The organism is Companilactobacillus musae (genome assembly GCF_003967595.1).
GTDB lineage: Bacteria > Bacillota > Bacilli > Lactobacillales > Lactobacillaceae > Companilactobacillus > Companilactobacillus musae.
Genome location: NZ_BIFW01000005.1, coordinates 191,394 through 217,115, shown reverse-complemented (window position 1 = coordinate 217,115; position 25,722 = coordinate 191,394). Strand labels below are relative to the sequence as shown.

Genomic DNA, 25,722 nt, shown 5'->3' with positions numbered 1-25,722 from the left:
AACAAATAAATGTTGGCCTACACAATTTAGTGTTAAAACTTTGTTCAGTTTTCAAAGGTCTACCAGCTGATTAAGCGCTTACGCTCATCAGCGACTTAATTATTTTATCAAGCTGACAATAACATGTCAAGAACTTTTTAAAATAATTTTACTAACAAGATATCAAGTAAATGATAAAAAGTTAGGTGATGTCTAACAGACAACTTAATTATCTTACCGAAGTTACAAGATCAAGTCAAGAACTTTTTTAAAATAATTTGAAGCGTCTTGGAAAGAAGAAATCTTCAAACCGTTGACGTTGTTACATCTGTCGTGACAACAGGTAATATATTACCGTTAAAGATAAGTCGATGCAAGTCTTTTTTTATATTTTTTTCAAATTAATTAACTTAACTATTTTGGCAAAAGTTTCTTCCTATTAGTTGTCTAAAAAATTAGCTACGGCTAAAATCACCCATATCTTTATGGCTATTACTATACCACCCTTTTTGATCTTTTCAATCATCATGACATCTTGTAAAAACAAAAAGATACCCATTGTTATCAAGAAACAATAGATATCTTTATATTAAAAGAAAGTCTTACTTACTATAATAGTGAAAATCAATAATACTACCGAGGAAGACAATGCAGCAATTACTGCATTACGTCCACTACTTAGAAAAGCCTTGAAATTTACACTCATCCCTAAGGCAGCCATTGCCATCCCTAATACTAAATACGCTAGTTTAACTAGTAAATCTAGAATACCACTAGGCATAGGTACGAATGTTCCAATCACACTTGCTAGTAAGAACCCTGCCATGAACCAAGGAATCGGTAATTTTTCTTTTTCCCCACCCTCGATCTTTTCTTGATGTTGGTACCAAATACCAATAATCAAAGCAGCTGGGGCTAAAAGAAGTACACGCGATAACTTAGTTATGATAGCCGCACTTAAACTGACCGATCCACCAGCACCACCTGTTGCAATCGCATGAGCAATTTCATGTAATGATCCGCCTGCCATAACTCCAAACTGCATTGATGACATATGCAATAGTGGTTTGATTGCAATCTCTATCAATGTAAAGACAGTTCCTAGAATAGCGACTATTGCTACTGCTAAAACTTCTTCATTATGTTTAGCTGCTTCATCTTCCTTAGAAACTTTGATTTGTGGTGAGATACCCATTACTGCCGCAGCTCCGCAAATTCCCGTTCCACTGGCAGTTAAAATAGCTAATCTCTTATTAACACCTAATTTTCTAGCCAGATTATAAGTTAAGATAATAACTCCAGTAACAATACAAACCGCAAACAAAATCGTTTTAACTCCTGCATGAGCTAAATCAATCAAATTAAGTTTAAATCCTAATAAAATAATTCCTAAACGTAAAAACTTATTGGAAATAAATCCAATACCTACTTTAGCTTGATCAATAGCTGGTCGATACATTTGAAATAGCATCCCCAGAATCAATGATATTACTAAAGCTCCAATAATAGTTAAGTATGGAAGGCCCCCTAAGAAACTTCCAATAATTGAGCAAAGTAGCGTCATTGCAAAAGCATAATAGAAACTACGCTCGAAAAATTTTGAATACATACTAATTCCTCCATGAACTAGATGATAATATAGAATTATCATAAGTAAAAATTAGTATTTATTTGATATATATAAGTAAAATTTATATAGGAGTGTGCCATGCTTGATAAACGTTACGATACCTTGATTGTTCTTTCTAAAACTTCATCTTTTACTCAAACTGCTAACCAACTTTTTATAACTCAACCTGCAGTTTCTCAACAAGTCAGTTCTCTAGAGAATGAATTACAACTCAAATTGGTCATTCGTGAACACGGTCATATCCGATTGACCACGGCTGGTAATGAATTAGTTAAATTTGCCAAACAGGTTGAACTTGAAAGCACTAAAGTCATCCGTTCACTGCAAAACAATACTGATAACTTCAAAATGGGTTGTACCCTTTCATTAAGTTCAACCTTACTACCGCAATTTATTCATCATCTTTCTACTCGAACAAAAATATCTACAACCAAAATCAACAATACTCAACACATTCTTCAGGAAATTCGTGATGGTAAAGTTGATTTTGGTTTAGTTGAAGGCAATTTCAATAAAGAAGAATTTGATTCCTTTTTTGTGAAAAAAGAAAAATTCATTTGTGTTTCTCATGACGATCTAGTTATCAATTCCATTGAAGATCTTTTCAATCAACCCTTGTTAATTCGTGAAGTCGGCTCTGGAACACGGAATATCTTTGAAAATTGGTTGGCTACTCAAAACTATAATTTCAACGATTTCAAAAATGTAACTGAAATTGCTAGTCCTTCTACTATTATTGAATTGCTCAAACAAAACTCTGGTATTAGTTTTATGTACGAATCCCTGATTAAACCTGAAATAAATTCTGGACAATTAAAAAAACTAAATCTCAAGGGCTTTGAAATAGAACACCCTATCAATTTAGTCTTTCTCAAAAATTCGTATTTCAAAAATATCTATCAAGAGATTACTGAATCATTTTTAAATCAAACTAATAATTCCACCAATAATTACCGAAACTAATAAAATCTGTGCATTCTTAACTGAATTAACAAAAGTTAATACCTTACTAGGTTTCTTAATAAATTTAATACTATTAATAACCACTAAAGGCAATGTCACAACTAAGATCAATAGGGAATAAACTGGCAAGTATCCTAATAAGACAGATAGTATCACTGCTAAATATCCCAGAGCGTAACTAATTATCCAAACTAATAAAGATTTTTGACGACCTATATATGCCACCAATGTCTTTCGCCCAACTTTTAGATCCTCTTTTTCATCAGAAATATTATTAGCTAACATAATATTACTAATAGCAAAAACAGCTACTAACGAAACTAACGCTGTTTTCAAAATAAAGTTCCATTCAAATGCTGGAGTATTTTCCAAATTAACATAAACAGACAATAACGTTATGTTGTAACCCATTGTTAATCCTGAAACCAATTCTCCAAATGGACTATAAGAAATTGACTTAAAACCACCAGAATATAAATAACCAATTAAAAAACTAATAATACCAACAATAAGAACAAAAATTCCAGTTTTAAAAACTAAATACAAGCCAATCAAAGCAGAAATCAATGTTAAAACAATCGTCAATCGAACTGCCTTTACAGGAGCAATCTGATTGACCTTCAAAGTATTATTAACACTATTTTTGAAAACATCAGGCTGACTCTTATACTTGTTATAATCAACATACTGATTATGAACATTGACTGCCAAATGAAATAAGACAACTGCTACAAAAAGCAAAATACTTAATCCAAGGTCAAACTGCTTATAGTACAATCCAACAAACATCATCCCTAATAAAGCAGGCATTGCTGAAGTTACAACTGAATAGATCTGTGTCAAAATAAAGAATTCTTTGATACCTTTCATTCGTTTCCCTCCTTGATATAAAAAACGTGAGTTGCTTCTAATTTTGAAGTAACTCACGTTTTATTTTACTTACTAATTTCAACACTTTCCATAATTACGTCTTCTTTAGGCTTATCATTGCCATCTCGCTTAACACGAGCAATTTCACGAACAACGTCCATCCCATCTATTACTTGACCAAATACGGTATGACGATGATCCAACCAAGGAGTACCACCGTTCTTATAGGCAGCAATAATTTCTTCTGGATAGCCTGCTCCAGCCATTTCCTTGATCATACGCTTAGGCATATTCTGATTAGAAACGATGAAGAATTGACTACCATTAGTATTAGGACCAGCATTGGCCATTGATAAAGCACCATCCAAATTAAATAGTTGGTCAGTAAATTCATCTTCAAAACTATCGCCATAAATACTTTCGCCACCCATACCTGTTCCAGTAGGATCGCCACCTTGAATCATAAAATCAGGAATTACACGGTGAAAAATAACCCCATTATAGTATCCTTTTTCAGCTAAGCCGATAAAGTTCTTAATTGTTTTAGGAACTAATTCATCGAATAATTGAATTTTAATTTCACCATGATTGGTTTTAATAGTAGCTACACTACCCGTAGCATTTTCTAAATCTAATTGTGGATAAGTCATTTTGTATTCCCCTTCTTGTATAAGTAAACTTACTTTACCATATTTAATTCATAAGCCAAACGTTTGCCATTTAAAGGATTGGATACTTCTTCTTTGTTTCACTAGACAGTTTGTCTTTTTATATATCATTATATATAAAAATATGTTAGTTTATGAGTTCATTCAAATTTGAGGTGATTTAAAATTGATTACAGAAAACATTCAAGACTACACTTTGGGAAAAGACACTCCCGAATTAGACATTACTATTACTGGTAAAAGCGACATTGACTATTCTCATGACGATTTAAAAATTGCTGCCGCAATTAAATTAATCGAATCGTGCGACAATCTAAACTTCACATTACTAACAGGTGAACATGATTTATACAAAAATCTATCCGACCGTTTATACGTTGCCGTAGAAGATTTTGTTCCTAAAAGTTACATGCAATAATAAAAGAGATAACTAGTCAAATAAAAATTATATGCTAAAAAATTGAGCAGTATCTTAAGAATTCAGGTACATCTACATGCCTTGAATATTTAAATGGATACTGTTCTTTTTCATTGCTCAGATTTAAAAATAACTAATAAAAAATAACACACTAGTCCGGAGTAACAAAGAAAATGGGCTCAGTAGTGAAATTCTACTTAGCTCACAAAGTGAGGTTAGTAGAAGGTCGAGCTTGAAGCCTTTTGGCAAAGCCAAAAGGCTTCAAGTCGTGCCCACTACGTTCCAGCCCCAATTTTCTTTGTTGCGGAGGACGACAAGTCTACACTGCAAATAGCTTCTAGTAAGAACCCTTTACCATTTAATTATCCCTTTTCATTTTGTGATAATATTGTTTCAGCGCTAATTTTGAAAGGAATTGTTATTTTGAAATCATCTCTGAACTTTAACACCTTAATTAAAAATATATTTTTAAAGGTTGATTGGGAATCCGTCTTACAGCACGTTGCTTCAGTCGTTTTCCAATTAATTTTATTAACCGTGGTTCTTTTATTGATCAACTGGATCGGTAAAAAAATCATCCGTCATATTTTCAAAACTGGTTTGCGTGGTACCAAGGCTACCATCTCTCCTAAAAAACTAGATACCATTTATACGTTGGTACTCAATATTTTCAAATACATTCTAATGTTCTTTTGGATCTATGCCATTCTTTCAGCTATCGGTATTCCCGTCGGAACATTAATAGCCGGTGCCGGAATTTTCAGTTTGGCAATTGGTCTTGGAGCTCAAGGTTTTGTTTCCGATATGGTCAACGGCTTTTTCATTTTGCTGGAGCAACAAATCAGCGTTGGTGACATGATCAGCGTCAATGGTATTGAAGGCCAAGTTACTTATGTTGGTATTCGAACAACTCAAATTCAAAGTATCGATGGAACTCTTAATTACATTCCTAATCGTAATATCACCGTCGTTAGCAACAAATCACGTAATAATATGCAAGCCTTGATGGAAATCCCCATTGCTAGTGATGCTCCTTTTGATGACATCACCAGAATCATCAGTGATATCAATAAAAATATTGATCTAACTAAACTACAAATCACTAAAAGACCCTATATAGTAGGATTTTCAAATCAAAATGATGGAACACTAGTACTTCAAGTTGCTGCATATACTAAACCAGGAGCTCAATACCACGTACGAAACGTACTTTTAGAAAAATATTTAACTGCTATCAAAGATGCCCAAATTAATTTACCAAAATAAAACACAAAAGGGTCCCTTTAACTAGAGTTGAGTTAAAGGGACCCTTTTTTTTATAAGGAGTATGGTGAAATAAGTTGTACGGTTGGCCGCAAAATCAACCTGCTTATTTCTTTTCGGAATATAGATTTTGTCAACTGCCTTGATCTCGGCTTTGTCGATGATTAAGGCAGTTTTATTTTATAGGTGTGTGTTTAAAGAGTTTGTTTCTAAATGAGTCATATATAGTTCTCTGATTCTTTATGGCAAATCGTTGCCTGCTGCAAAGTATACGTCATACCATTCTTGCTTAGTCAATTCGACATCAGCACCTTTGGCACTATCAACGATATGTTCTGGATTCATTGTTCCAATAATTACTTGAATATTTGCAGGATGTCTCAAAATCCAAGCTGTTGCAATAGCGTTCTTGCTTACGCCATATTTATCAGCCAATTCTTGTAATTTTTGATTTAATTCTGGGAACTTATCACTGCCAATGAAAGTTCCTTCAAACATACCATATTGGAATGGTGACCAAGCTTGAATAGTTGTACCCATACGTCTAGAAAATTCTAGTAATCCACCATCATGATTAATTGAACGTGCATCAGTCATATTAGTGTGCATGCCGTAATCGATCATGCCAGTATGAGCAATACTGAATTGAAGTTGATTGATCAAAAGTTTTTGGTCAATTGCTTCTTGAATCAATTGAAATTGTTGTGGATTAAAGTTTGAAACACCGAAGTGTCTGACCTTACCATCTTTTTGTAATTCATCAAAAGCTGCTGCAACTTCTTCTGGTTCCATCAATGGATCTGGACGATGCAAGAGGAATGAATCCAAATAATCAATTTGCATACGATCAAGAATTCCATCAACTGCTTCAATGATGTGCTTCTTTGAAAAGTCATAGCGTTTGCCAAAAACAAAACTTCCATGACTTCTGGCTGGATCAAAGACGATTCCACCCTTTGATTGGATATAAACATCATCACGTGAGATGTTTGCTTCCTTCATTGCTTCACCGAATACTTTTTCGGAGTTACCCATACCATAAATGTCGGCTGAGTCGATATAATTTATTCCAGTATCAACAGCAGCTTCAAGGGCTTTAGCAGCATCTTTTGTTGATAAAGCTTCCATACGCATGATACCAAGTGCAACTGCAGATGCAGTCCAGTTTGTATTACCAATATTTAGTTGTTTCATAAATATCAAATTCCTTTCTTATTTCTCAACGACTAAAGAATAATACTTAGAGTGTGGTCTAGGTCAATTACTTTTTTTAAAATATTTTTTTGTTGTTTACAATTTGGCTAACTTAATTAGAACAGATATAATTAAACCATTAGAGATTACAAAGGAGTTCTATAATAATGGAAAAACGCATTAAAGGTTCATGTACCTCAATTCTAGTTGGTAAAAAGGCTTCAATTGATGGTTCAACTATGATTTCAAGAAATGATGATGGTCACGAAGCCCTTGACCCTCAACGTTTTGTAGTCGTTAACCCAGAAGATCAACCAAAGACTTATACTTCAGTTATTAGCAAGGTGAAAGTTGACCTACCTGACAAGGCTCTACGTTACACATCAATGCCTAACTCAATTTTGACTAACGGAATCTGGCCTGCTGCCGGAATCAACAGTGAAAATGTTGCAATGTCTGCTACAGAAACTATTACAACTAATTCTCGTGTTCTCGGCTTAGATCCATTTGTTGAAAACGGACTTGGTGAGGAAGATTTAGTTACTGTCGTTCTTCCCTATGCTAAAACTGCCCGTGAAGGTGTAAAACGTCTCGGCGCTTTATTAGAAAAATATGGTACTTACGAACCAAATGGTATTTCTTTTGCCGATCATAATGAAGTTTGGTGGTTGGAAACAATCGGCGGACATCACTGGGCTGCCGTTCGCATTCCTGACGATGCTTATGTTGTCGCACCTAACCGTATGAACATTGATGACTTCGATTTTGATTCAGATGACACTCTTTGTTCAGCTGATTTAAAAGCCATGATTGAAAACAATAATTTGAATCCTGATTTTGACAAGTACAATTTGAGACATATCTTCGGTAGTTCATCCATTAAAGATACTGTTTACAACAATCCTCGTACTTGGTATGGTCAAAAGTTCTTCAGCCCTGACGACACAACTGATGATCCAATGGAACAAGATCTACCATTCATTTGTCACGCCAACCGTAAAATCTCAGTTGAAGATGTTAAATTTGTTTTGAGTTCTCACTTTGAGAATACTAAGTATGACGTTTATGGAAATGGTACCGAAGCTGAAAAGAAACTCTTCCGCCCAATTGGTATCAACAGAAATCATAACGTTCATATTCTTCAAATCAGAAATAACGTTCCCGATGAAATTGCCGGAATCCATTGGTTAGCTTATGGTGCCAATACCTTTAATACCGTTGTGCCTTTCTACACTAATGTCAAAGACACACCCGCTCAATACAAAAATGCTACTGGCAAATTCGATATGAATAATATGTACTGGTTAAGTTGTACAACCGCTTTACTCGGCGATACTGACTACGACCTATACGTTGATATGAGAAATGACTATGAACTAGACGCCATGAGTGCATATCGTAAGATTCAAAACGAAACTGACGCTGCCATTAAGGATCAAAAGAAAGTTAAGAAGTACTTGGAAGAAGCCAATGAAAAACTAGCTGATACTGCCTTCGAACTTCAAACTAAATTACTTGGTGATATGGTAACTATGGGTTCTGAACATATGAAACTTCGTTACAATTTGAACGACTAATTTTTTAGTTTGATACAATCAAATATAGATTTTTTGATTTTCAGACAAAGAAGAACAGCTCTATTAAGGACTTCAGGCATTTGTCTACCTGAATGCCGCTTAATGGATACTGTTCTTTTTTGTATTCAGCTTTAAAAATTATTAATTAGCAAGATATCACCAGTCCGGAGCAACAAGAAAATTGGCTCAGTAGTGAAATTCTACTTAATTCGCGTACTTTGCGGATTTAGTAGAAGGCCGAGATTTGAAACATTTCGTAGGAATGGTTCAAATTCGTGCCCACTACGTTCCAGCCAAATTTTCTTGTTGTGGAGGACGACATCCTTCAATAACACATAATTTACCTTCATTTCGCATCAAAATTTTCCTATTTAGAAATGATTAATTTCACAATCAATTATTTAGTTAAAATGACTAAATAATCCCCAAATATCTTTGTAAGCCCTTACATTTAGTGCTAAGATATCCTTATACATTAAGGGGGAAAGCATTCATGATCTATACAAATCTTAAAGACGTAACTGCATCACTTATGAAAAAGAATAAGACCTTTAAAATGGTCCTAGACTTCTTAGATGATAAGGATCTTATCAATAAAGAAAATGGCAAATATGACCTAGACGACGGTGTATTCGCACTTGTTCAAAGTTATGACACAAAGCCCGAAAAAGAAGGTCGTTGGGAAAGCCATCAAGCATACATTGATGTTCAATTTATTGTATCCGGTGATGAATTAGATCTAACAACTAATAAAGATAACTTGACGCTCGATGAAGACAAGTTAAAAGAAAACGATGCTCTTTTCTACAAGAAATTCTACGAACCAGTTACTAAAATGCATTTAACAACTGGCGATGTTTGTGTATTCTTCGCTGAAGATGCTCACGAACCTGGTTTGAATCTTGATGGAACTGTTCCTATTAAGAAAGTTGTTGTTAAGATTCCTAAGGACTTAATCTTAAATTAATCTGATATCTCTCTGAAGCAAATTCACTAATTATGAATTTGCTTTTTTATTTGCTATTTATGCAAACATATGTTCTTAAAAAGTGATATGCTTTTATCAAATAAAAGACAAATAGTGTCGTGTCACTCTGCTACAATGAAAACAACTGGAGGGGATTATTAATGAAACTACTACACACCGCCGATTGGCATATCGGTCGAACACTAAATGGATATTCACTTTTAGATGAACAAAAGTACGCTTTTAAACAAATACTACAGATTGCTAAAGATGAAAAAGTTGACGGTATTGTTATTGCTGGAGATATTTATGATCGAGCCGTCCCTAGTCCCGAAGCTGTTACAGCTTTGAATGAAATGTTTAAAGAAATCAACTTAGAGAATCATTTTCCTATTTACGCCATTTCTGGAAATCATGATAGTGCTACCCGTTTGAATTACGGACGTGAGTGGATGCAAAATACATCTTTCTATTTAAATACCCTTTTAAAAGAAGCTTTTACACCAATTGAAACTGATGATGCACAAATTTTCATGTTGCCATTTTTCGATCCCCTAGATGCTAGAGTTTATTACCAAGAAAGGGTATCCGATAAAGAAAGTATCAAAAAGCTCACTTCTATTGGTGATGCCATGAATTTAGTCGTTTCCGATATGGTAAAGAAATTTAAGACTGACAAAAAACATATTTTAATTACTCACTTTGCTGTCTCAGCTAAAAAGGACGAAGATATCGAATTAACTAGTGAGACGACCTCTCAAGTCGGTGGACTAGCTACTTTAACAACCGATAATTTCAAAGATTTTGATTATGTAATGATGGGACATATTCATACTCGTTTTGCCTCTCCAAGTGACACTGTGCGTTATTCAGGAAGTCCTGTTAAATTTAACGTCAAAGAAGCTCGCATGAAAAATCAAGGTAAAGGTGTCGATATTGTGACCATCGATAATGATGGTATTAATCGTGAATTCAAACCTCTTACCCCTCAAACTGATCTAATTGTTCTAGAGGAAACTTGGGAAACACTTTGTGATGAAGAATTCTATAAAAAACAACCAACACATGATGCCTGGTTTGCTATTACTGTTAAAGATTTTGACCGTAGCCAATACACCCGTGTTAATACTCGAGCTGAATTGGAAAAACGTTATGGTACTGTCATAGAACTAAATTACGAAAATCTTGCCAACACTTCTGAGCAAAATATTCAAACAACCGATATTACTCAAATAAGTCCGGAAGAAACTGTCAGCAAGTTCTTCCAAACAATCACCAACAAACCATTGTCATCCAGACAAAAGAAACTCGTTGATTCCGTCTTCAACGAAGTAGAGAGGGAAAACAAATGAAACCAGTCTATTTAGAAATGAATTATTTTGGACCACATGAACATTCGATAATTGATTTTCGTAAACTTGAAGAATCCCCAATCTTCCTAATTGGTGGCGATACTGGTGCTGGTAAATCAACCATTTTTGACGCCATGACCTTTGCCCTCTTTTCTACCACTACTGGTAATCGTGAAGCTAAAGAAATGCGTAGTCAATTTGCTCCCGACAATAAACCAACTAAAGTTACTTTCTACTTCGAACAAAATGGAAAAATCTATAAAGTCGAAAGAACACCTAGTCAATACCTAGCCAAAGTACGTGGTACGGGACTAGTTGAACGTAAACCAACCGCTTCACTAGCAGTTGTCGATGATGTTGATGGTGTCGAAATTGAAAGTTTAGCCACTCTCCCACGTGATGTTGGTAGTGACATCGATGAAATATTAAAATTATCCGCTGAGCAATTTAAGAAAATAATTCTACTACCTCAAAATGATTTTTCTGAATTTTTGAAATCCGAAACTAGTGAAAAAGAAGAAATCTTAAAGAAGATTTTTGGTACACAAATTTTCACTGACTTCGTAGCTAAATTAAAAGTTCGTTTTGACAAAGCCAAACAAACTAATTCTGAGTATGAGTCCGCCCTAAATAGTCAATATACTTCCCCAATTTGGTCTGACGACGAAAAAGACTCTTTGATCAAAGCCAATGACGATCAAAAAATAACAGTTTTGGAACAGCATCTAGAAAACCGTCAACATAATTCAGAAGCAGCCCATTCCAAGGAGACTCAAGCTAATTTTTCTTGGGATAAAGCTAATCAAGAATATCAATCGGCCATGACCATTCAAAAACAATTTGATGATCTAGCGGCCAATGAACATAAATATCAAACTCAAATTTTGGACAAATCAGACGAAATAGACGCTAAAAATATTCATATAGCTGAATTGGACTGGGCCCAACCTTTAAAAGATATCGTCAGAGACCTTGATAAAGCTAACAATTCACAAAAAGATATCTTACAAAATCAGCAAGTAGCAACTGACAAATTGACTGAAGCACAGCAAAAATATGATTCAGCTAAAGAAAAAATCAATCAACTAACTTCTAAAACTGATGACTTTAAAAATCAGCAACAACAGTCTAAAGACCTATCTATTCTGATTCCAAAAGTTCAACGTGTAGAAAAAATCAAAACTGATTTGAACCAATTAAAACCTCAACTAGACTCTCTAAAACAAACGATTCAATCAGAAACTGAAGCAATCAATAAACTTCAAAAAGATATCGATGAGAAAAGTCAAAAAGTAGTTTCCTTAGATGAGTTACAAACTAAAAAGGATAATTTAATTCTCGAACGAGATTCTACGATTGATGCTTTATCTCCACTTGAAAACTCCCAAAATACTTTAAAAAAGCAAGTTGATAAAACTAAAATAGATTTGGATAAGTTGAATTCAGATTTCAAACAAAAATCCGAATTACTCAATAACTTGCAGATCGACTATGAAGCACAAAAAAGTAACCGCCAAAAATTAATGATTGCTCAATTACAACAAGAGTTAGTCACTGGCGAACCTTGTTTAACCAAACCGCCTAAGGTACCTTCAGAATCCGAACTAGAAGTATATATTAATATTCCATACATTTCTTCTCCTTCACTTTCTGAAAAATAGAGTCTTTCCTTCAACGCGGAAGAAGAATATCCACATGAATTATTTAATTCTTTAATTAGAATATGTGAAAACGTATGAATCATGTAATAGGAAGGATTCAAATATTTTCTATCATCTTCAAATCTAACTTTTTTATTATATATATTCTTACCAATATTCGTATTTTTTACTTTATTTGCCCATTTATTAATAGATTCTTTTTTGAAAGAAATAAATATTCCTTCCCCTAAAAATCTCATGCCAACGTACTTACCATCAGTTTGAACTCTCTTTAAAGAAACTTCTTTTACTTCAGCTTCATCTCCAGTTGTTTCTAAGTTCTCTTTCATAGAATCAGTATCAGTTGATCTTATTCTACTAAAACTACGTAGTACATTAACAACTTCCAGTTGTTTTACCAATGTGACCCCTGAAATGATATTAGAATAGTCAAAACCATTACCTTTTAAATCATGATCGTCATATTCTAATATATTTAATCTTCCAGATTCTTTATCAAAATCACGTTTTCCAGATAAGACTTCAAATTCAGCTCTGCGATAATCCATAATCTGATCAGAAATATCATTACTTTCAGATTCATTAAGAATATTGTCAAAAATTACATCTACGACTTTGTCCTTCGATTTTCCAACTCGTGATGCTATATCTTCCAAAAACATATCTAGTTTTTCACTAGCTTCACTTTTTGATAGATTTTTTTTATGGACTTTATCCATTACTACTTTGAAATCTTCGTCATTTTTTATAATTTCAATTGTTTCATCATTCTCGAAAGGAATATTTACCGAAACAGAAATATTTGGAAAATAAAAATTAGATGCATTCTTCAATATAGCGGTTAATGGCTCTTTGCATTCACTACCAATATCATCTTTTTTCCACAAATACTTTCCATTACAGCTAACATGCATTTGTTCCAGTTTTTTATTAAATTTATCTGAAAATATACCTCTAAGACTTCTTTTTTTATTACAAGTAGTACATTTAACAGATAAATCATCAATTCCACCGCTATACCCAGTACTGTATAATTCCAATTCATGGTTGTCATTCTGAGGATCATCATTCTGATGGACCCATTCTATCCATGGAAAATCCTGAACATGTCCTTTAGGACATACACATATAATTCTAACGGGTATTAACTCAACTCTTCTTCTCTTAGAATTTTTTTTAAATGGCCAATATTTAAATGAATTTTCATTTCCTGTTCCCGCCAATTCTTTCCATGCACGATATCTTTTTAACTGGTGATCAGTAGGTGAAAAATACCATTGTGGGAAATTAACACATGGAACATAAGATTCACTGCCATAAGATTCATTATCCATTACCGGCGGTTCAATGAACCCATTTGAATTCATTACTTTTTCTAGTCTAATATCATGAAATATTTTACAATTATCAAAATTCCAAAATTGAGAATCCTTAATCATCAAGGATTGATTATTAACATTTACAAGTGATCCAATTCCAAATGGAGTTATTAATTGAGATTGTCTAATTTGAAATTCATTTTTTACCATAATCTTTTGCTCCCGCTATTCATTTTTTGATAAATAAGAGCTATTTTCTACATTTCTCATGGAATTCATAACATTAGTTACCTTATCAGAATTATTTATTTCATTATGATCCTCAAAAGATTTTAATAAAATACTATCTTTATCATTATTTTCCATTTTTGCCGTTTCAGTACTATTTTTATAATAAAATAAATTTCCTTCTTTTTCTTTTGTTATATCACGCAGATATTTCCATTTATTTATAAAATTCGAAATTATTTTATCGGCATCTTTTATATACAAATCTGCATCTGAAGATTTTTTTATTATTTCAAGTATTTCATTTTTTATACCAAGTAATTCTTTATCACTAACTTCTATAGCAGAAGAATCTCCTGATAGATCTTCTACCGTATTTCGTAACATCATTACAATTACTGCAGCCACAGCTTTTTTTAAAGCTGGTGCAGAATAAGGCGTCACACTACTTGACTCAACAAATTTGTAAAGATTTTGATGATAAGACTGGAATGTTTCATAGTGTGAACGGTCTCTACTTCTTGTTGAATTGTATAATGTAAATACATTACCAAGCGATTTTCTTCCAACACGACTAGTGGCCTGAATATATTCAGAATTTAGTTTGGGCTGTCCCACAACAAACATGGAGTTCAATCTATCTATATCAATTCCAACTGACAACATGTTAGAGGCAATTAATGTATCAATTGATTTATTACTTTTAATATCAGAACTATATTTACTTTTTAGTCGTTTCAATATTTCTGGAATATCACTACTTTCGACTCTAGAAGTTAGCTCTACATTCTTACTACCATCTGAAGATAAATATCGTGCACTTACCCCCGTCTGTTTTTCTAGTCTCTTCAAATATTCTCTAACATCATCACTGATAAGTCCTGCTGCTTTTCCAAGTTCCCTTATACTGTTGAAATATCCAGTCGTAGTCCAATAAATATCTTTTTCTTCGTCACTAACGTTCAATTCTTTAGATGCTTGTAACATTGCAGACATTAATCTTACTTCTGCGGTAACTTGAGTTTTACCTGTTGCCATAACTCCTATGTATTTTCTACCATATGCTTCATCTTTTGATTGTTCTTTAACAAAAAAGTTATCCGAAGCATCTATACCTGAAGGAGGAAATTGCACTACTTTTCTATTAAAAATATTTTTAACTTGATCATCAGCATTTTTGATTGTTGCCGTAGACGCAATATATTTTGGCCCTAAGTTATTAGAATTTTTCTTAAAAATATAATCAAATCCCGCTTCATACAATCCAACAATACTTCCCAATGGTCCAGAAATCAGGTGCAATTCATCCTGTATTACCAAATCAGGTCTCCTATACTTTTTGACATCATCAGATCCAAAAAGATTCTGCACTTCTTCTTTTAATGGTGCTTGTGCAAATTTGTCTACAGTCCCAAACAATAAGCTTGGTCTCTTTTTATATACTGTTTCATCAACAACAAATACAGGTAATCCATTTTGAGGATTATAGGCACCATAAAATTCACAATTTTTATTCACACAGCAAAGATTATATTTTGGCTTTCTAGTTCCTATAGGATAATATCCCCATTCTCTAGACAAATCCAAATTTTCCTTCTTTGGAATTAAACTGTATCCACACCAAGGACAATTTAGTACTTGAAATTTATTTTTTTTCTTTGCACTTAAAACAGAATTTGAATCCATCATTTTTTTTAATGTTTTTTTAGCACCCTTTAACGTGTACTCAGTACTTTGTCCTATCCAAAGGCCGATGCTTATTTCCTCTGTACCTAAATCATTTATTTGTAATTTTTCGTATTGTCTTCTCATAAATTCTAAGGAAACTATCAATTTAGAGGCTCGCTCAAATTGTTGAGCCGTTAGTAGTCTCAACGTATATCTCATAATGGCATTCACTCCATGATAACTGCTAGGATGTGCTAGTCTTCTAAATATAATAGTTAATGCAATGGCAAATAAATACGCTTCAGTTTTTCCACCACCTGTACTTACCCAAATAAGATTTAATTTTTTTCTATCTTTACTTTTGTCATTTAATACCGATTCTAACGAATCTAATATAAACGCCAATTGAAAGGGCCTCCACTTAAAATTTTCACGCATTGATGTATAGTCGTGTTTCTTAAAACAATTTACCTTCATTTCAGCATCGTTTTTTTTCACATCATTATTTCTCTGTAGTATCATTGCTTCATTAGCTAATTTAAAAGCTCTAAGAGCCTTAGAATTATTTTTTAAATATTCAATGGACAACTTCATTCTCTTAAAACATTCGATACATTTTTTTATATTATCATTCTTCAAAGAATCAAATTCTTCGTCAACTTCAATAGTTGATATATTATCTATCCATTTTTTATATTCATCCGTAAAAGCCTCTAATCTCTTGAAAATATCTGAATCATTATTTCCTTCAATATAAGAGTCTGCTTGTAGAATGTCATCTTTCAAAGTGGGAATGTCAAATGACATAGGTAATACTTCATATTTTGGAAGGTAAGTTGTTCTAACATATTGAATCTTATTATTACTAATAATCCATTCAGCAGAAATACCTTTACCAAAGACGTAGGTTTTTTTGCGTTTATATAAAAACAAATTCATTTTATCATCATAAGCCATTTTACTAATTTGCTTTATATCTATATCTTCTGATGATTTAAAGTCAATACAATCTTGACTTGGTACCTCAATTTGCGTTTGGAAAAAAGATTTTGCTCTTTTTCCTTTACTAAGATTTCTTAACACAAGGGTTACAGCATAAATCACTTCGCCATTAAGATTCTCTATTTTTTGCCTTTTAGCAAATAATTCCATAGAAGTACTTTCGCTGAGATCTCCCTTAAAAACTTTAGTCCTAAGTATACTTCCAGTAAATTCAATATTTAAACTATCATTTAAAGGTATTCTACAATACATTTTTTTATTGTTATATTGAATATTATTTAAAATTTTAATTAGACTATCAATAACTGAACTTAATTCAGTTTTGGAGTTGTCAACTCCCAAGGATTTCAAACTAGTATTAAGAATTTCATATATTTTTTTATTTTTTTCTTCTTCTCCTCCTTCATTTACAAAATCATCCACAAACTGAATAGTTTTTCCATCTATGTCGAAATTAAAATATTTTTTTATTTCAGAATCATTAATTGCATTTTCAATTAAATGAAATTGATCATCATTTAATTTTAGTTTTGGATTATTTTCTGTTTCGTAATAAGATGAATTTATATTAACTTTTAACTTACTATTTTTCATTAAGCAATAGAAAGTCATTCCTATAGACGATGGCAAAAAACTATTGTCCACATTGGTCGATTCTTCATCAGGATACGCAACACTATCAACTTCGCCAGATAAATCATGGCTTTTCCCCATCGGATAAAGTATCCCCGTAGTATACCTACTTTCAGGATTTTCCGTTATTATTTCATAATCGTCGAAAAAACTAATATTCTCGGAACCCGGACCGAGAATTTTTCTTTTTATCGAATCGTTAAATTTAGATCTTATTTGATATTGATTCTCATACTTCTTCATATCTACTTTAATCCCCCCATTTAAATAATTCTGTTTGCATCATTTCTATCTACAATTTCAGCAGAGTCGGTTAGATTCTCTATATTTCTAACTCTATCTGTATAACTTTTAACTTTACTTTCTTGTATTTCTTTTAATGTGTAACCTTCAAAGATGTCTCTTTTTTCTTCTCTTTTTTCCCGAAGTTTACTTCTTACTTCTTTGCTGGCTTTGTAATAATTTTCGTACTTCTTTAATAATTCATCATTATTTATTAATAATCCAATATATTTAATAAAATCGGGTTCTCTTGGTGCTATCGGTATTCTATTCAAATCTAGCCATGCACTATAAAAGCCAATGGTTTTTTTGTCATATCCTAATTTATCAAAAGTTTCCTTGATTTGAAATGTTGATAAATTTCTCTCTTTCACATATTCAATTAACTCATGTTTCCAGTAAAAATCCATGTCTTGAATATTCTGTATATTATGAAAGCTTTCATTCTTGTACTTTTTCATTTTTCTTTTTAACTTAAACCTATATACTTCATCCGAATAAGGTATTGAAAAATCTAGAATTCTATCATTTACCGACAAATTGGATATTAACACTTTCTTACATCTTCCATCATTTTCCATTTTGTAAATGGTACCGTACTCGGTTCCCAGAATTTCTTTACCAGAAATCAATTTTACTTTATAACTGACAGAAACTGTATTTGATGTATCTACTTCTGAAGTCGCCGAATGAATTTGCTCTGATTCTTTTATACTTGAATAGAAATTCTCATCTATCTTATCTAAATGATATTCAGATTCATTCTTATTTTTCTTTTTTTCATAAAAGGAAATATTCATTAAAAGCTCTTCTATCCTATCCAATTCTTGATCAGAATAGTCTGAATTCTCTGTTACTTTACTAATTTTAGTTATTATTCTTTTATCTTTTTTTAAGGCTCTTTTCCAAAATTCCACGTTGATTTCTGGAATTATAAAACAAAACTCACAATTTAGTTTTGAATACATCCATCTCCGTCTGTCCTTAGTATATGGTGAAATCAAAACTATTTTGTCATAGTTTGAAATATTACTTGGTTTACTTTTAATTGAAACGCAATCTACATTCTTATATTGTGTATATTCTTTATTCGCTTCTCCCAAGAGATCATCATGCACTACCATCAAGATTTTACTATTATTATTTGAAATGATTTTCTTTATTTCTTTTTTTGCTTGACTACCATATCTATTATTTAAAAGCTTTAATAGTATTTCATTTAATTTATCACCATTTTTAAAATTCAAATCACTACTCAAATAATCAATCTCTTGAATTTTTCGATTAATAAAATCAGAATTCTTATCTACTTGTCCATATAATAATCCAACAATTTGTTTCAATTGAACAGATAGGCCCAAATACCTTGGATTGGAATCGATGTAATCACTTATTTCACTCAATTCCATTAATAATTGTTTTAATTGATCATTACATCTAATGGCCCTTAGACCATATTTAGTTATATTTTTATTATTTTCAAAAATTTTAACTACAGATTCATAATTAAAAAGATCTAAATGTTTTGATTCAAAACTAGAGTACATATTAGAAATTACATTCAGTTTGAATCTATTCTTGCAAAGATCTATTAAACTTCTAAATTCATATTCATTATTATTTCTATACCAATTATCACCTAATACATAAACAGAAACATTTTTAGCATTTTTTTGGCTATACAAATAATTTTGAATCCCTTCTAAATTACTGGCTAAAATAACACTTGGATACTCATAACCATTAGAATAAGGCATCTTATTTAGATCTCCATTATCATCTATGCGCCAACAATTGCACAACTGTCCTAATTTATATTTTTTTCCTCGAAAATCAAATTCAAACTTAACTACATTTTTGATTAATTTATTTGGAACAAGAATCACACTCTTTTTTGTATTCCAATAGCTCTGTATTTTAATTGATAACACACTAGCCAAATTTTTTCGATAATTTTCAACAGAAGCAGCATTATATCTATTTTGTAAACGATTTTCATATAATTCAATTGGTTTTAGTATTTGCTCAGCCTTATTTTTCATATAAGAAACATCGTATTTATCCTTTTTATCTTCATATAATTTTTCCAATTGAACAGTGTCTTCAGTTAGTCCCTTAAATTTAAAGTAGGGTATTTCATTTTCTGAGGCATTAACTTTTTTTAAAAACATACCTTTTTTTAAAGATGATAGCTTCCTATTATCACTTTCTGAAATATTATCTTCAATTGTCATCAGGCATATTTGTAAAAATAGCTCTTTTATGTTTTCATTTCCAAAGCACAAATAATTATGAAATAATTGATTGCTATTCCTATCAGAATATATTTGAGCAATATCTTTTTTATCACTTCTGGTAAGAGTTCCAAATGGTTCATTTGTAGAAATTAATTCATTACTATTATTCATATATGTTTCCTCATTTATTGACCATTTTCTAATTAAAGTATACCTTGAATTCCGATTCTTAAATCAAGGAATTATTTGTTTCTAACAATAATTATTTTGAGAAACTAAATAATCTAATTTGGCATAAAAAATATCACTTAAGACAAATACCTGGTATAATTGTTCAGAGGTAAAATCATGACTATAAACATAATTGACCTTTTTTCAGGTGGAGGAGGATTGACCGAAGGCTTTAGATCTCCACAAACAAATATTATTGCTCATGTTGAAATGGATAAGAATGCTTGCAAAACTTTGCAACTAAGAGATTCTTATTATTATTTAAAAAAACATAAAAAAATACAAATTTATAATAGTTACTTGACTAATAATATTAGTTTTACAGATTTATTAAAAAATATACCTTCTTCAATACTAAACAGAACCATAAATGAAGAAATTTCAGATAAAACTATTCCAATTATTTTTAAAAATATTGATAAAAAAATAGATCAAAAAAAAATACAGGGTATTATTGGAGGTCCTCCATGTCAAGCTTATTCAACAATTGGAAGAGCTCAAAATGAAAAGAAGAAAAACGATGATGTTCGTATATATTTATACAAGCACTATATAAAATTTTTAAAGAAGTACGACCCGGACTTCTTTATCTTAGAAAATGTAAAAGGGCTTCAATCATTCAGGGATTTAGATGGTAAAAAATTGCTACCAAAAATCTTAAAAGAATTTGAAACTATCAATAGTACCTCACCCTACATTGTTGATCATAAGATTATAGATGCTTCTGAATATGGTATTCCTCAAAAAAGACAACGATTATTCATTTTTGGTCATAAGAAACATTTTGATTTCAATTTTTTTGAAAATTTTCAAAAGTTCAAAGCGTCTCCGCCAACAGTAAATATGCTTTTCAAAGATTTACCTACCATGTCTGCCGGAGAAATAAATAATAATTATTCAGATATTGCTCCTGTAGAATTTGTGAAAAAACATATTAGAAATACATCAACACCTCTATCCCAAAATATTTCTAGACCAAATAACAAAACTGATTTAGAAATATATAAAATAGTTGCTTCGGCAAAATTGGATGGAAAAAATATAAAGTATTCAGATTTGCCATCCCGTTTAAAAACTCATAAGAAAACCCAAATATTCTTAGATAGATTTAAAGCCATTAATGGCAATAGCCAATCACATACTGTGGTTGCTCACATTGCTAAGGATGGTCATTACTATATTCATCCCGACGTTAAACAAAACAGGTCCATAACTGTTAGGGAAGCTGCAAGAATTCAAACCTTCCCAGATAATTACTTCTTCGAAAATTCTAGAACTGCTGCTTTTCAGCAAATTGGAAATGCAGTACCTTCACTTTTAGCAAAAAAGATTTGCTCTAATATATTAAATGGAATGTACTCACAGCCCTAAAAAAAATTATTCACATCTTGTTACTTCCTAAAATCGCCAGAAATTTCTATAGTATCTTTACTTTAGAAATTTTTGACGATTTTTTGGATTTTATAATTCTGACTTTATAATTCTACTATCTTCATGAATAATTTATGAAAATAATTCTGTAACTAATTTTCTATAAAATGATTCGACATTAAATTTTTTAACAAGAAAAAAATATTGCTCAGTTTTGTCATACTTTTTAAGTGAGAAATAATCAGAAATAGTAACAAATTTCAAGTAGATTCTCCTAGAACTATGTTGAGTACTTTAAATTCCAAAATAATACAAAGTGTATAAACTGGAAAGTCGCTAGCAAATTCAAAAACTCTAAGATCACAAATTATTTAGACTACCGGCAAAAATAATTCAATTAGGTCGATTCAAATTTTACGATTGATTGTGCTGAAAAATCCTTAAACTGATTAATATGATATAGAATTTATTCAAAAATTCATTTTTTTCAAGGAGGTAGTCTGCTATTAAATCGTATCAATAATCTGTTATCAAGCATTTTTCTCAAATAAAAAACATGGATTAAGATTGTAAAAATCTCCATGATTTTTCTCGATTTTACTTCTGTTATACTAATCACATCAAATCAATTACCAACGGAAGTACCTTATGAATATTAATCACGAAATCAACCAAGGCATAAACTTTGGTTTTATTGACAACTCAATTCAATCACTATCACGTTATCAACCAGCGTTGGTAACCAATCAAAACGGCACGGTTCTCGAAACATTAGAAGACGAATTGCGTAATGCAACTTCATTTACGATTGCAGTAGCTTTTGTCACTTCGGGTGGACTGTTGGATCTCAAGAGCACGCTTGCTGACATTGCCACCCGTGGTGTTCATGGAAAACTCATCACTTCAACCTATCTTGGCTTTAACAATCCTGGCGTTTTTGAGGATCTACTACAGATTCCTAATCTTGATGTCAGAATTTTAGACCAAGATGGTTTCCACACTAAAGCATACTATTTTAACCACGACGACTATCAAAGCTTGGTAATTGGTAGCGCCAATTTAACTCAGAATGCTTTGAAGAAGAACTTTGAATGGAATCTACGGGTAACTTCAACTGATCGTGGCGAAATAGTTTGCAACGTCAAAAGTGAGTTAGACAACCTTTGGCAACAAGCAACTCCTTTGACTAAATCGTGGATCGACGAATATCGTAGCGATTGGCAGCCAAACTACCCAACTTCCAAAAAGAAGAGAACTAATAAACTAGGTCAAATTATTCCTAACCAAATGCAAGAACCTGCTTTGCAAGCCCTAAAACATCTCCGAGATGTTCAACATGCTAAAAAAGGATTGGTCGTTGCGGCAACTGGAACTGGAAAAACTTATTTGGCAGCATTTGATGTTCAACAATTCCAACCTAAACGGCTGTTATTTGTCGTCCATCGAGAACAAATCCTGCGCAAAGCTATGTCCAGTTTTCAAGAAATTTTAGGTGGACCTGATAGTGATTATGGCATTCTTAGTGGTAATCAAAAGAATTTAAATGCTCGCTATCTTTTTGCCACAATCAACATGGTTTCTAAAAAATCAATTTGCGAACAACTAGGTGCCGATGCTTTCGACTACATTATTATTGATGAGGCTCATCGAGTTGGTCAAAACAATCTTGACGAAAAAGAGACCATGTATCAACGGTTGATGAACTTTTACAAACCGCAATTTATGCTAGGAATGACTGCCACTCCTGAACGAACCGATGGAACCAATGTTTACGAATACTTTGATTATAATCTAGCTTATGAAATTTCACTATTAGATTCATTAGATCATGACCTGCTGACGCCTTTTCACTATATTGGTGTCACTGATTACGAAAAGGACGGCGAAGTAATTGATGATAAAACTAGTTTGAAATACCTGATATCTGACGAACGGGTCAATTATATAATCGCTAAAACTAATTACTATGGTCCTAGAAATGATGCCGTTCATGGTTTGATTTTCGTCAGTCGAATTGCTGAAGGACGTGAACTAGCTGCAAAGCTTACGAACAAAGGCATCACGGCACAATTTGTTTCCGCCGAAGACACGGTTGAGGCACGTGAAAAAGCAGTTCACCGATTAACTAAGGGTGAACTGCAATATATCATAACCGTTGATATTTTTAATGAAGGTGTCGATATTCCGATTCTCAATCAAATTGTTATGATGCGTCCAACCAAATCCAGCATCATATTTTTACAACAATTAGGACGTGGTCTACGTAAATTTGCCAATAAAGAATATGTTACGATTTTAGACTTTATCGGTAATTATGACGAGAATTATATGATTCCCATGGCATTTGACCGTTCGCACACTAATAATAAAGAAAAAATTCGCCAACAAATCATTAGTCCCAGTATCTCCGGCGTTTCAACGATTCATTTTGAGGAAGTCGCTCGCAAGAGAATTCTAGATTCTGTCTCAAAGGCTCGTTTGAATGATATGAAACGTTTCAAGGCTGCTTATCAAAGTCTCAAAGATAAGATTGGTCTTCGTATGCCAATGCTATTGGATTTTGCCAAAATGGGCAGTATTGACGTTCCCGATATAATCGATAAATTTGAGACCCTTTATGATATGCAAAATAAATTTGAAGATGATTTTTCAAATTCAATTACAGAGAAACAGCACTCATTTTTGAAATTCATTTCTGCAGAAATCACTGTATCTAAACGTCCGGTAGAAGCTTGGGTATTAAAGCAACTGTTAGATAAGCAAACCTTGACCGATGATGAAATTTTATCAGAACTGAAAGATCAGAAGATTTTCTGTGATGGGGAAACTCTGGATAACGTGGCATCCGTACTAGATTTCACTTACTTTTCTAAAGTAAAACAAAAGAAGTATGGTCAAATGGTATTGATCAACCATGATGAACACAGCTGGAAATTCACTTCTGAATTCCAACAATTCCTACAATCACCGATATTTAAAATCTATTTTGAAGATGCACTTGACGCTAATCTTTGGAATATATCTCAGAATCCAGATACCTATCACAATAGATTTACTATTGGTGAAAAGTATTATCGTCCCGATATTATTAAGATGTTAAATTGGAAACATGAGCCCAATTACATCAATATTGGTGGTTACGGATTGCGAGATGACGGACGTTTTCTCCCTGTCTTTATATCATTAAAGAAGACTGAAAAAATTCAAAATAAGATGGTTTATAAAAATACTTTTTTGGACCGTTCGACCTTACCTTTGTTCTCCAAAAGTGGTCGTTCCACTTCTAGCACAGTGGAGAGTGAAATTCTCAATCACAAAGAATTCGGGATGATCCAATTATTCGTGCGAAAATCTAACGATGACAGAATTGATGGTAAAGATTTCTACTACCTTGGATCTGCCCGTGTTCTTAGTGCAAAGGATATTATGGAAGAAAATGTTGATGGAAAGCCAACTAAGCTAGTTGAATTTGTTTTGCGATTGGAACATGAAGTTGACTTGGGATTGTACCGTTTTTTGACAGAAGACTAATTCTTTCAGTTTAATTTGAGACTATTAAAGGGGAATTATTATCATGGGATTTTTTCTACAAGGATTAACAATGGGAATTGCATACGATGCTCCAATCGGTTTGGCAAATTTATTTGTCATCAACGCTGCTCTAACGCAAACAAAACGTAAGTCATTTTTAACCGCTCTTATTATTACTTTTTTCGATGTCACTTTAGCTTTTGCCTGTTTCTTCGGTATCGGCGCCATCATGAAAAAATTTGAGTGGTTACAATTAGTGATTCTTTTGGTCGGAAGTTTAATTGTAATTTATATGGGCATCAATCTACTACGATCCCAAACGACTGATATTAGTGGAACCGACACTGAAATGACACTTCTAAAAACCATTTCATCAGCATTTGTCGTTATCTGGTTCAATCCTCAAGCAATCATCGACGGTTCAATGATGTTAGGAGCGTTTCAAGTTACCTTACCTACTTATAGTTATCCGATATTTATTGCAGGTGTAGGAATTGCTTCCGCATTATGGTTTATTCTCTTAAGTTTGATTGTTTCCAAATTCAAAGATAAATTTAACGCAAAAATCTTACGTATCATCAATTTAGTTTGTGGTGTCATCATTATTTTGTATGGTGGAAAACTATTAATTAATTTCATATACTTATTGATTCACTGATCTCAAGAAAATTTAAACGT

General features: G+C 32.4%; 16 protein-coding genes and 1 pseudogene. 10 read left to right on the top strand and 7 right to left on the bottom strand.

Going from position 1 to position 25,722, the window contains the following annotated elements; genetic code table 11:
• Positions 1-568: 568 nt before the first annotated feature.
• On the bottom strand, positions 569-1,588 hold the full coding sequence (locus LAB100_RS08745; RefSeq protein WP_119326799.1) for a YeiH family protein: 1,020 nt from the start codon (positions 1,586-1,588) through the stop codon (positions 569-571).
• Positions 1,589-1,687: 99 nt separating this feature from the next.
• On the opposite strand from LAB100_RS08745, the gene LAB100_RS08740 reads away from it, so the two are divergent.
• Positions 1,688-2,572, top strand: coding sequence for a LysR substrate-binding domain-containing protein (locus LAB100_RS08740; protein ID WP_119326798.1), 885 nt, complete (start codon positions 1,688-1,690; stop codon positions 2,570-2,572).
• Here LAB100_RS08740 and LAB100_RS08735 read toward each other — a convergent pair.
• Entirely contained in the window at positions 2,531-3,442 is a 912-nt protein-coding gene (locus LAB100_RS08735; protein WP_119326797.1) for a prenyltransferase, read from the bottom strand. The genes LAB100_RS08740 and LAB100_RS08735 overlap by 42 nt on opposite strands.
• Before the next feature lie 65 nt (positions 3,443-3,507).
• A complete protein-coding gene (locus tag LAB100_RS08730) occupies positions 3,508-4,092 on the bottom strand; it encodes a peptidylprolyl isomerase (protein ID WP_119326796.1) in 585 nt (194 codons plus the stop codon).
• A 184-nt stretch (positions 4,093-4,276) separates the two neighbouring features.
• Between LAB100_RS08730 and LAB100_RS08725 the strand changes: the two genes are divergently transcribed.
• Complete coding sequence (locus tag LAB100_RS08725) at positions 4,277-4,528, top strand: hypothetical protein (protein ID WP_119326795.1); 252 nt, start codon at positions 4,277-4,279, stop codon at positions 4,526-4,528.
• Positions 4,529-4,951: 423 nt separating this feature from the next.
• Positions 4,952-5,794 (top strand): mechanosensitive ion channel family protein, encoded by an 843-nt coding sequence (locus LAB100_RS08720; protein ID WP_119326794.1) that lies wholly within the window; start codon positions 4,952-4,954, stop codon positions 5,792-5,794.
• Between the two features lie 237 nt (positions 5,795-6,031).
• Here LAB100_RS08720 and LAB100_RS08715 read toward each other — a convergent pair whose 3' ends face one another.
• Complete coding sequence (locus LAB100_RS08715; protein WP_119326793.1) at positions 6,032-6,985, bottom strand: aldo/keto reductase; 954 nt, start codon at positions 6,983-6,985, stop codon at positions 6,032-6,034.
• A 167-nt stretch (positions 6,986-7,152) separates the two neighbouring features.
• Here LAB100_RS08715 and LAB100_RS08710 point away from each other — a divergent pair, with 167 nt between their 5' ends.
• The 4 genes and pseudogenes from LAB100_RS08710 to LAB100_RS11715 all read left to right on the top strand — a co-directional run.
• Positions 7,153-8,562 (top strand): C69 family dipeptidase, encoded by a 1,410-nt coding sequence (locus LAB100_RS08710; protein ID WP_119326792.1) that lies wholly within the window; start codon positions 7,153-7,155, stop codon positions 8,560-8,562.
• A gap of 493 nt (positions 8,563-9,055) precedes the next feature.
• Positions 9,056-9,529 (top strand): NanQ anomerase/TabA/YiaL family protein, encoded by a 474-nt coding sequence (locus tag LAB100_RS08705; protein ID WP_119326791.1) that lies wholly within the window; start codon positions 9,056-9,058, stop codon positions 9,527-9,529.
• A 161-nt stretch (positions 9,530-9,690) separates the two neighbouring features.
• A complete protein-coding gene (locus tag LAB100_RS08700; RefSeq protein WP_119326790.1) occupies positions 9,691-10,881 on the top strand; it encodes an exonuclease SbcCD subunit D in 1,191 nt (396 codons plus the stop codon).
• Positions 10,878-11,444, top strand: a pseudogene (locus LAB100_RS11715) (AAA family ATPase); the annotation flags it as partial. The gene LAB100_RS08700 and the pseudogene LAB100_RS11715, both read left to right, overlap by 4 nt.
• 968 nt (positions 11,445-12,412) lie before the next feature.
• Here the strand turns inward: LAB100_RS11715 and drmB are convergent.
• From drmB to LAB100_RS08685, 3 genes are read right to left on the bottom strand one after another with little or no spacing between them, the layout of a single operon-like run.
• A complete protein-coding gene (gene drmB, locus LAB100_RS11710; RefSeq protein WP_246001320.1) occupies positions 12,413-14,071 on the bottom strand; it encodes an MrfA Zn-binding domain-containing protein in 1,659 nt (552 codons plus the stop codon).
• A gap of 15 nt (positions 14,072-14,086) precedes the next feature.
• On the bottom strand, positions 14,087-17,635 hold the full coding sequence (locus LAB100_RS08690) for a helicase-related protein (RefSeq protein ID WP_119326788.1): 3,549 nt from the start codon (positions 17,633-17,635) through the stop codon (positions 14,087-14,089).
• Between the two features lie 20 nt (positions 17,636-17,655).
• A complete protein-coding gene (locus tag LAB100_RS08685) occupies positions 17,656-20,082 on the bottom strand; it encodes a DISARM anti-phage system protein DrmE domain-containing protein (RefSeq protein ID WP_119326787.1) in 2,427 nt (808 codons plus the stop codon).
• Between the two features lie 177 nt (positions 20,083-20,259).
• On the opposite strand from LAB100_RS08685, the gene LAB100_RS08680 reads away from it, so the two are divergent.
• The 3 genes from LAB100_RS08680 (at position 20,260) to LAB100_RS08670 (ending at position 25,702) form a co-directional block, all read left to right on the top strand.
• Entirely contained in the window at positions 20,260-21,513 is a 1,254-nt protein-coding gene (locus LAB100_RS08680; protein WP_119326786.1) for a DNA (cytosine-5-)-methyltransferase, read from the top strand.
• A 648-nt stretch (positions 21,514-22,161) separates the two neighbouring features.
• Positions 22,162-25,044, top strand: a complete 2,883-nt coding sequence (locus LAB100_RS08675) for a DEAD/DEAH box helicase (RefSeq protein WP_119326785.1) — start codon at positions 22,162-22,164, stop codon at positions 25,042-25,044.
• A 43-nt stretch (positions 25,045-25,087) separates the two neighbouring features.
• A complete protein-coding gene (locus LAB100_RS08670) occupies positions 25,088-25,702 on the top strand; it encodes a LysE/ArgO family amino acid transporter (protein WP_119326784.1) in 615 nt (204 codons plus the stop codon).
• Positions 25,703-25,722: the final 20 nt, after the last annotated feature.

Coding starts and splice junctions, on each gene's coding strand:
- LAB100_RS08745 (WP_119326799.1), bottom strand. CDS start 1,588: ATGTATTCAAAATTTTTCGAGCGTAGTTTCTATTATGCTTTTGCAATG.
- LAB100_RS08740 (WP_119326798.1), top strand. CDS start 1,688: ATGCTTGATAAACGTTACGATACCTTGATTGTTCTTTCTAAAACTTCA.
- LAB100_RS08735 (WP_119326797.1), bottom strand. CDS start 3,442: ATGAAAGGTATCAAAGAATTCTTTATTTTGACACAGATCTATTCAGTT.
- LAB100_RS08730 (WP_119326796.1), bottom strand. CDS start 4,092: ATGACTTATCCACAATTAGATTTAGAAAATGCTACGGGTAGTGTAGCT.
- LAB100_RS08715 (WP_119326793.1), bottom strand. CDS start 6,985: ATGAAACAACTAAATATTGGTAATACAAACTGGACTGCATCTGCAGTT.
- LAB100_RS08710 (WP_119326792.1), top strand. CDS start 7,153: ATGGAAAAACGCATTAAAGGTTCATGTACCTCAATTCTAGTTGGTAAA.
- LAB100_RS08705 (WP_119326791.1), top strand. CDS start 9,056: ATGATCTATACAAATCTTAAAGACGTAACTGCATCACTTATGAAAAAG.
- LAB100_RS08700 (WP_119326790.1), top strand. CDS start 9,691: ATGAAACTACTACACACCGCCGATTGGCATATCGGTCGAACACTAAAT.
- drmB (WP_246001320.1), bottom strand. CDS start 14,071: ATGGTAAAAAATGAATTTCAAATTAGACAATCTCAATTAATAACTCCA.
- LAB100_RS08690 (WP_119326788.1), bottom strand. CDS start 17,635: ATGAAGAAGTATGAGAATCAATATCAAATAAGATCTAAATTTAACGAT.
- LAB100_RS08685 (WP_119326787.1), bottom strand. CDS start 20,082: ATGAATAATAGTAATGAATTAATTTCTACAAATGAACCATTTGGAACT.
- LAB100_RS08680 (WP_119326786.1), top strand. CDS start 20,260: ATGACTATAAACATAATTGACCTTTTTTCAGGTGGAGGAGGATTGACC.
- LAB100_RS08675 (WP_119326785.1), top strand. CDS start 22,162: ATGAATATTAATCACGAAATCAACCAAGGCATAAACTTTGGTTTTATT.
- LAB100_RS08670 (WP_119326784.1), top strand. CDS start 25,088: ATGGGATTTTTTCTACAAGGATTAACAATGGGAATTGCATACGATGCT.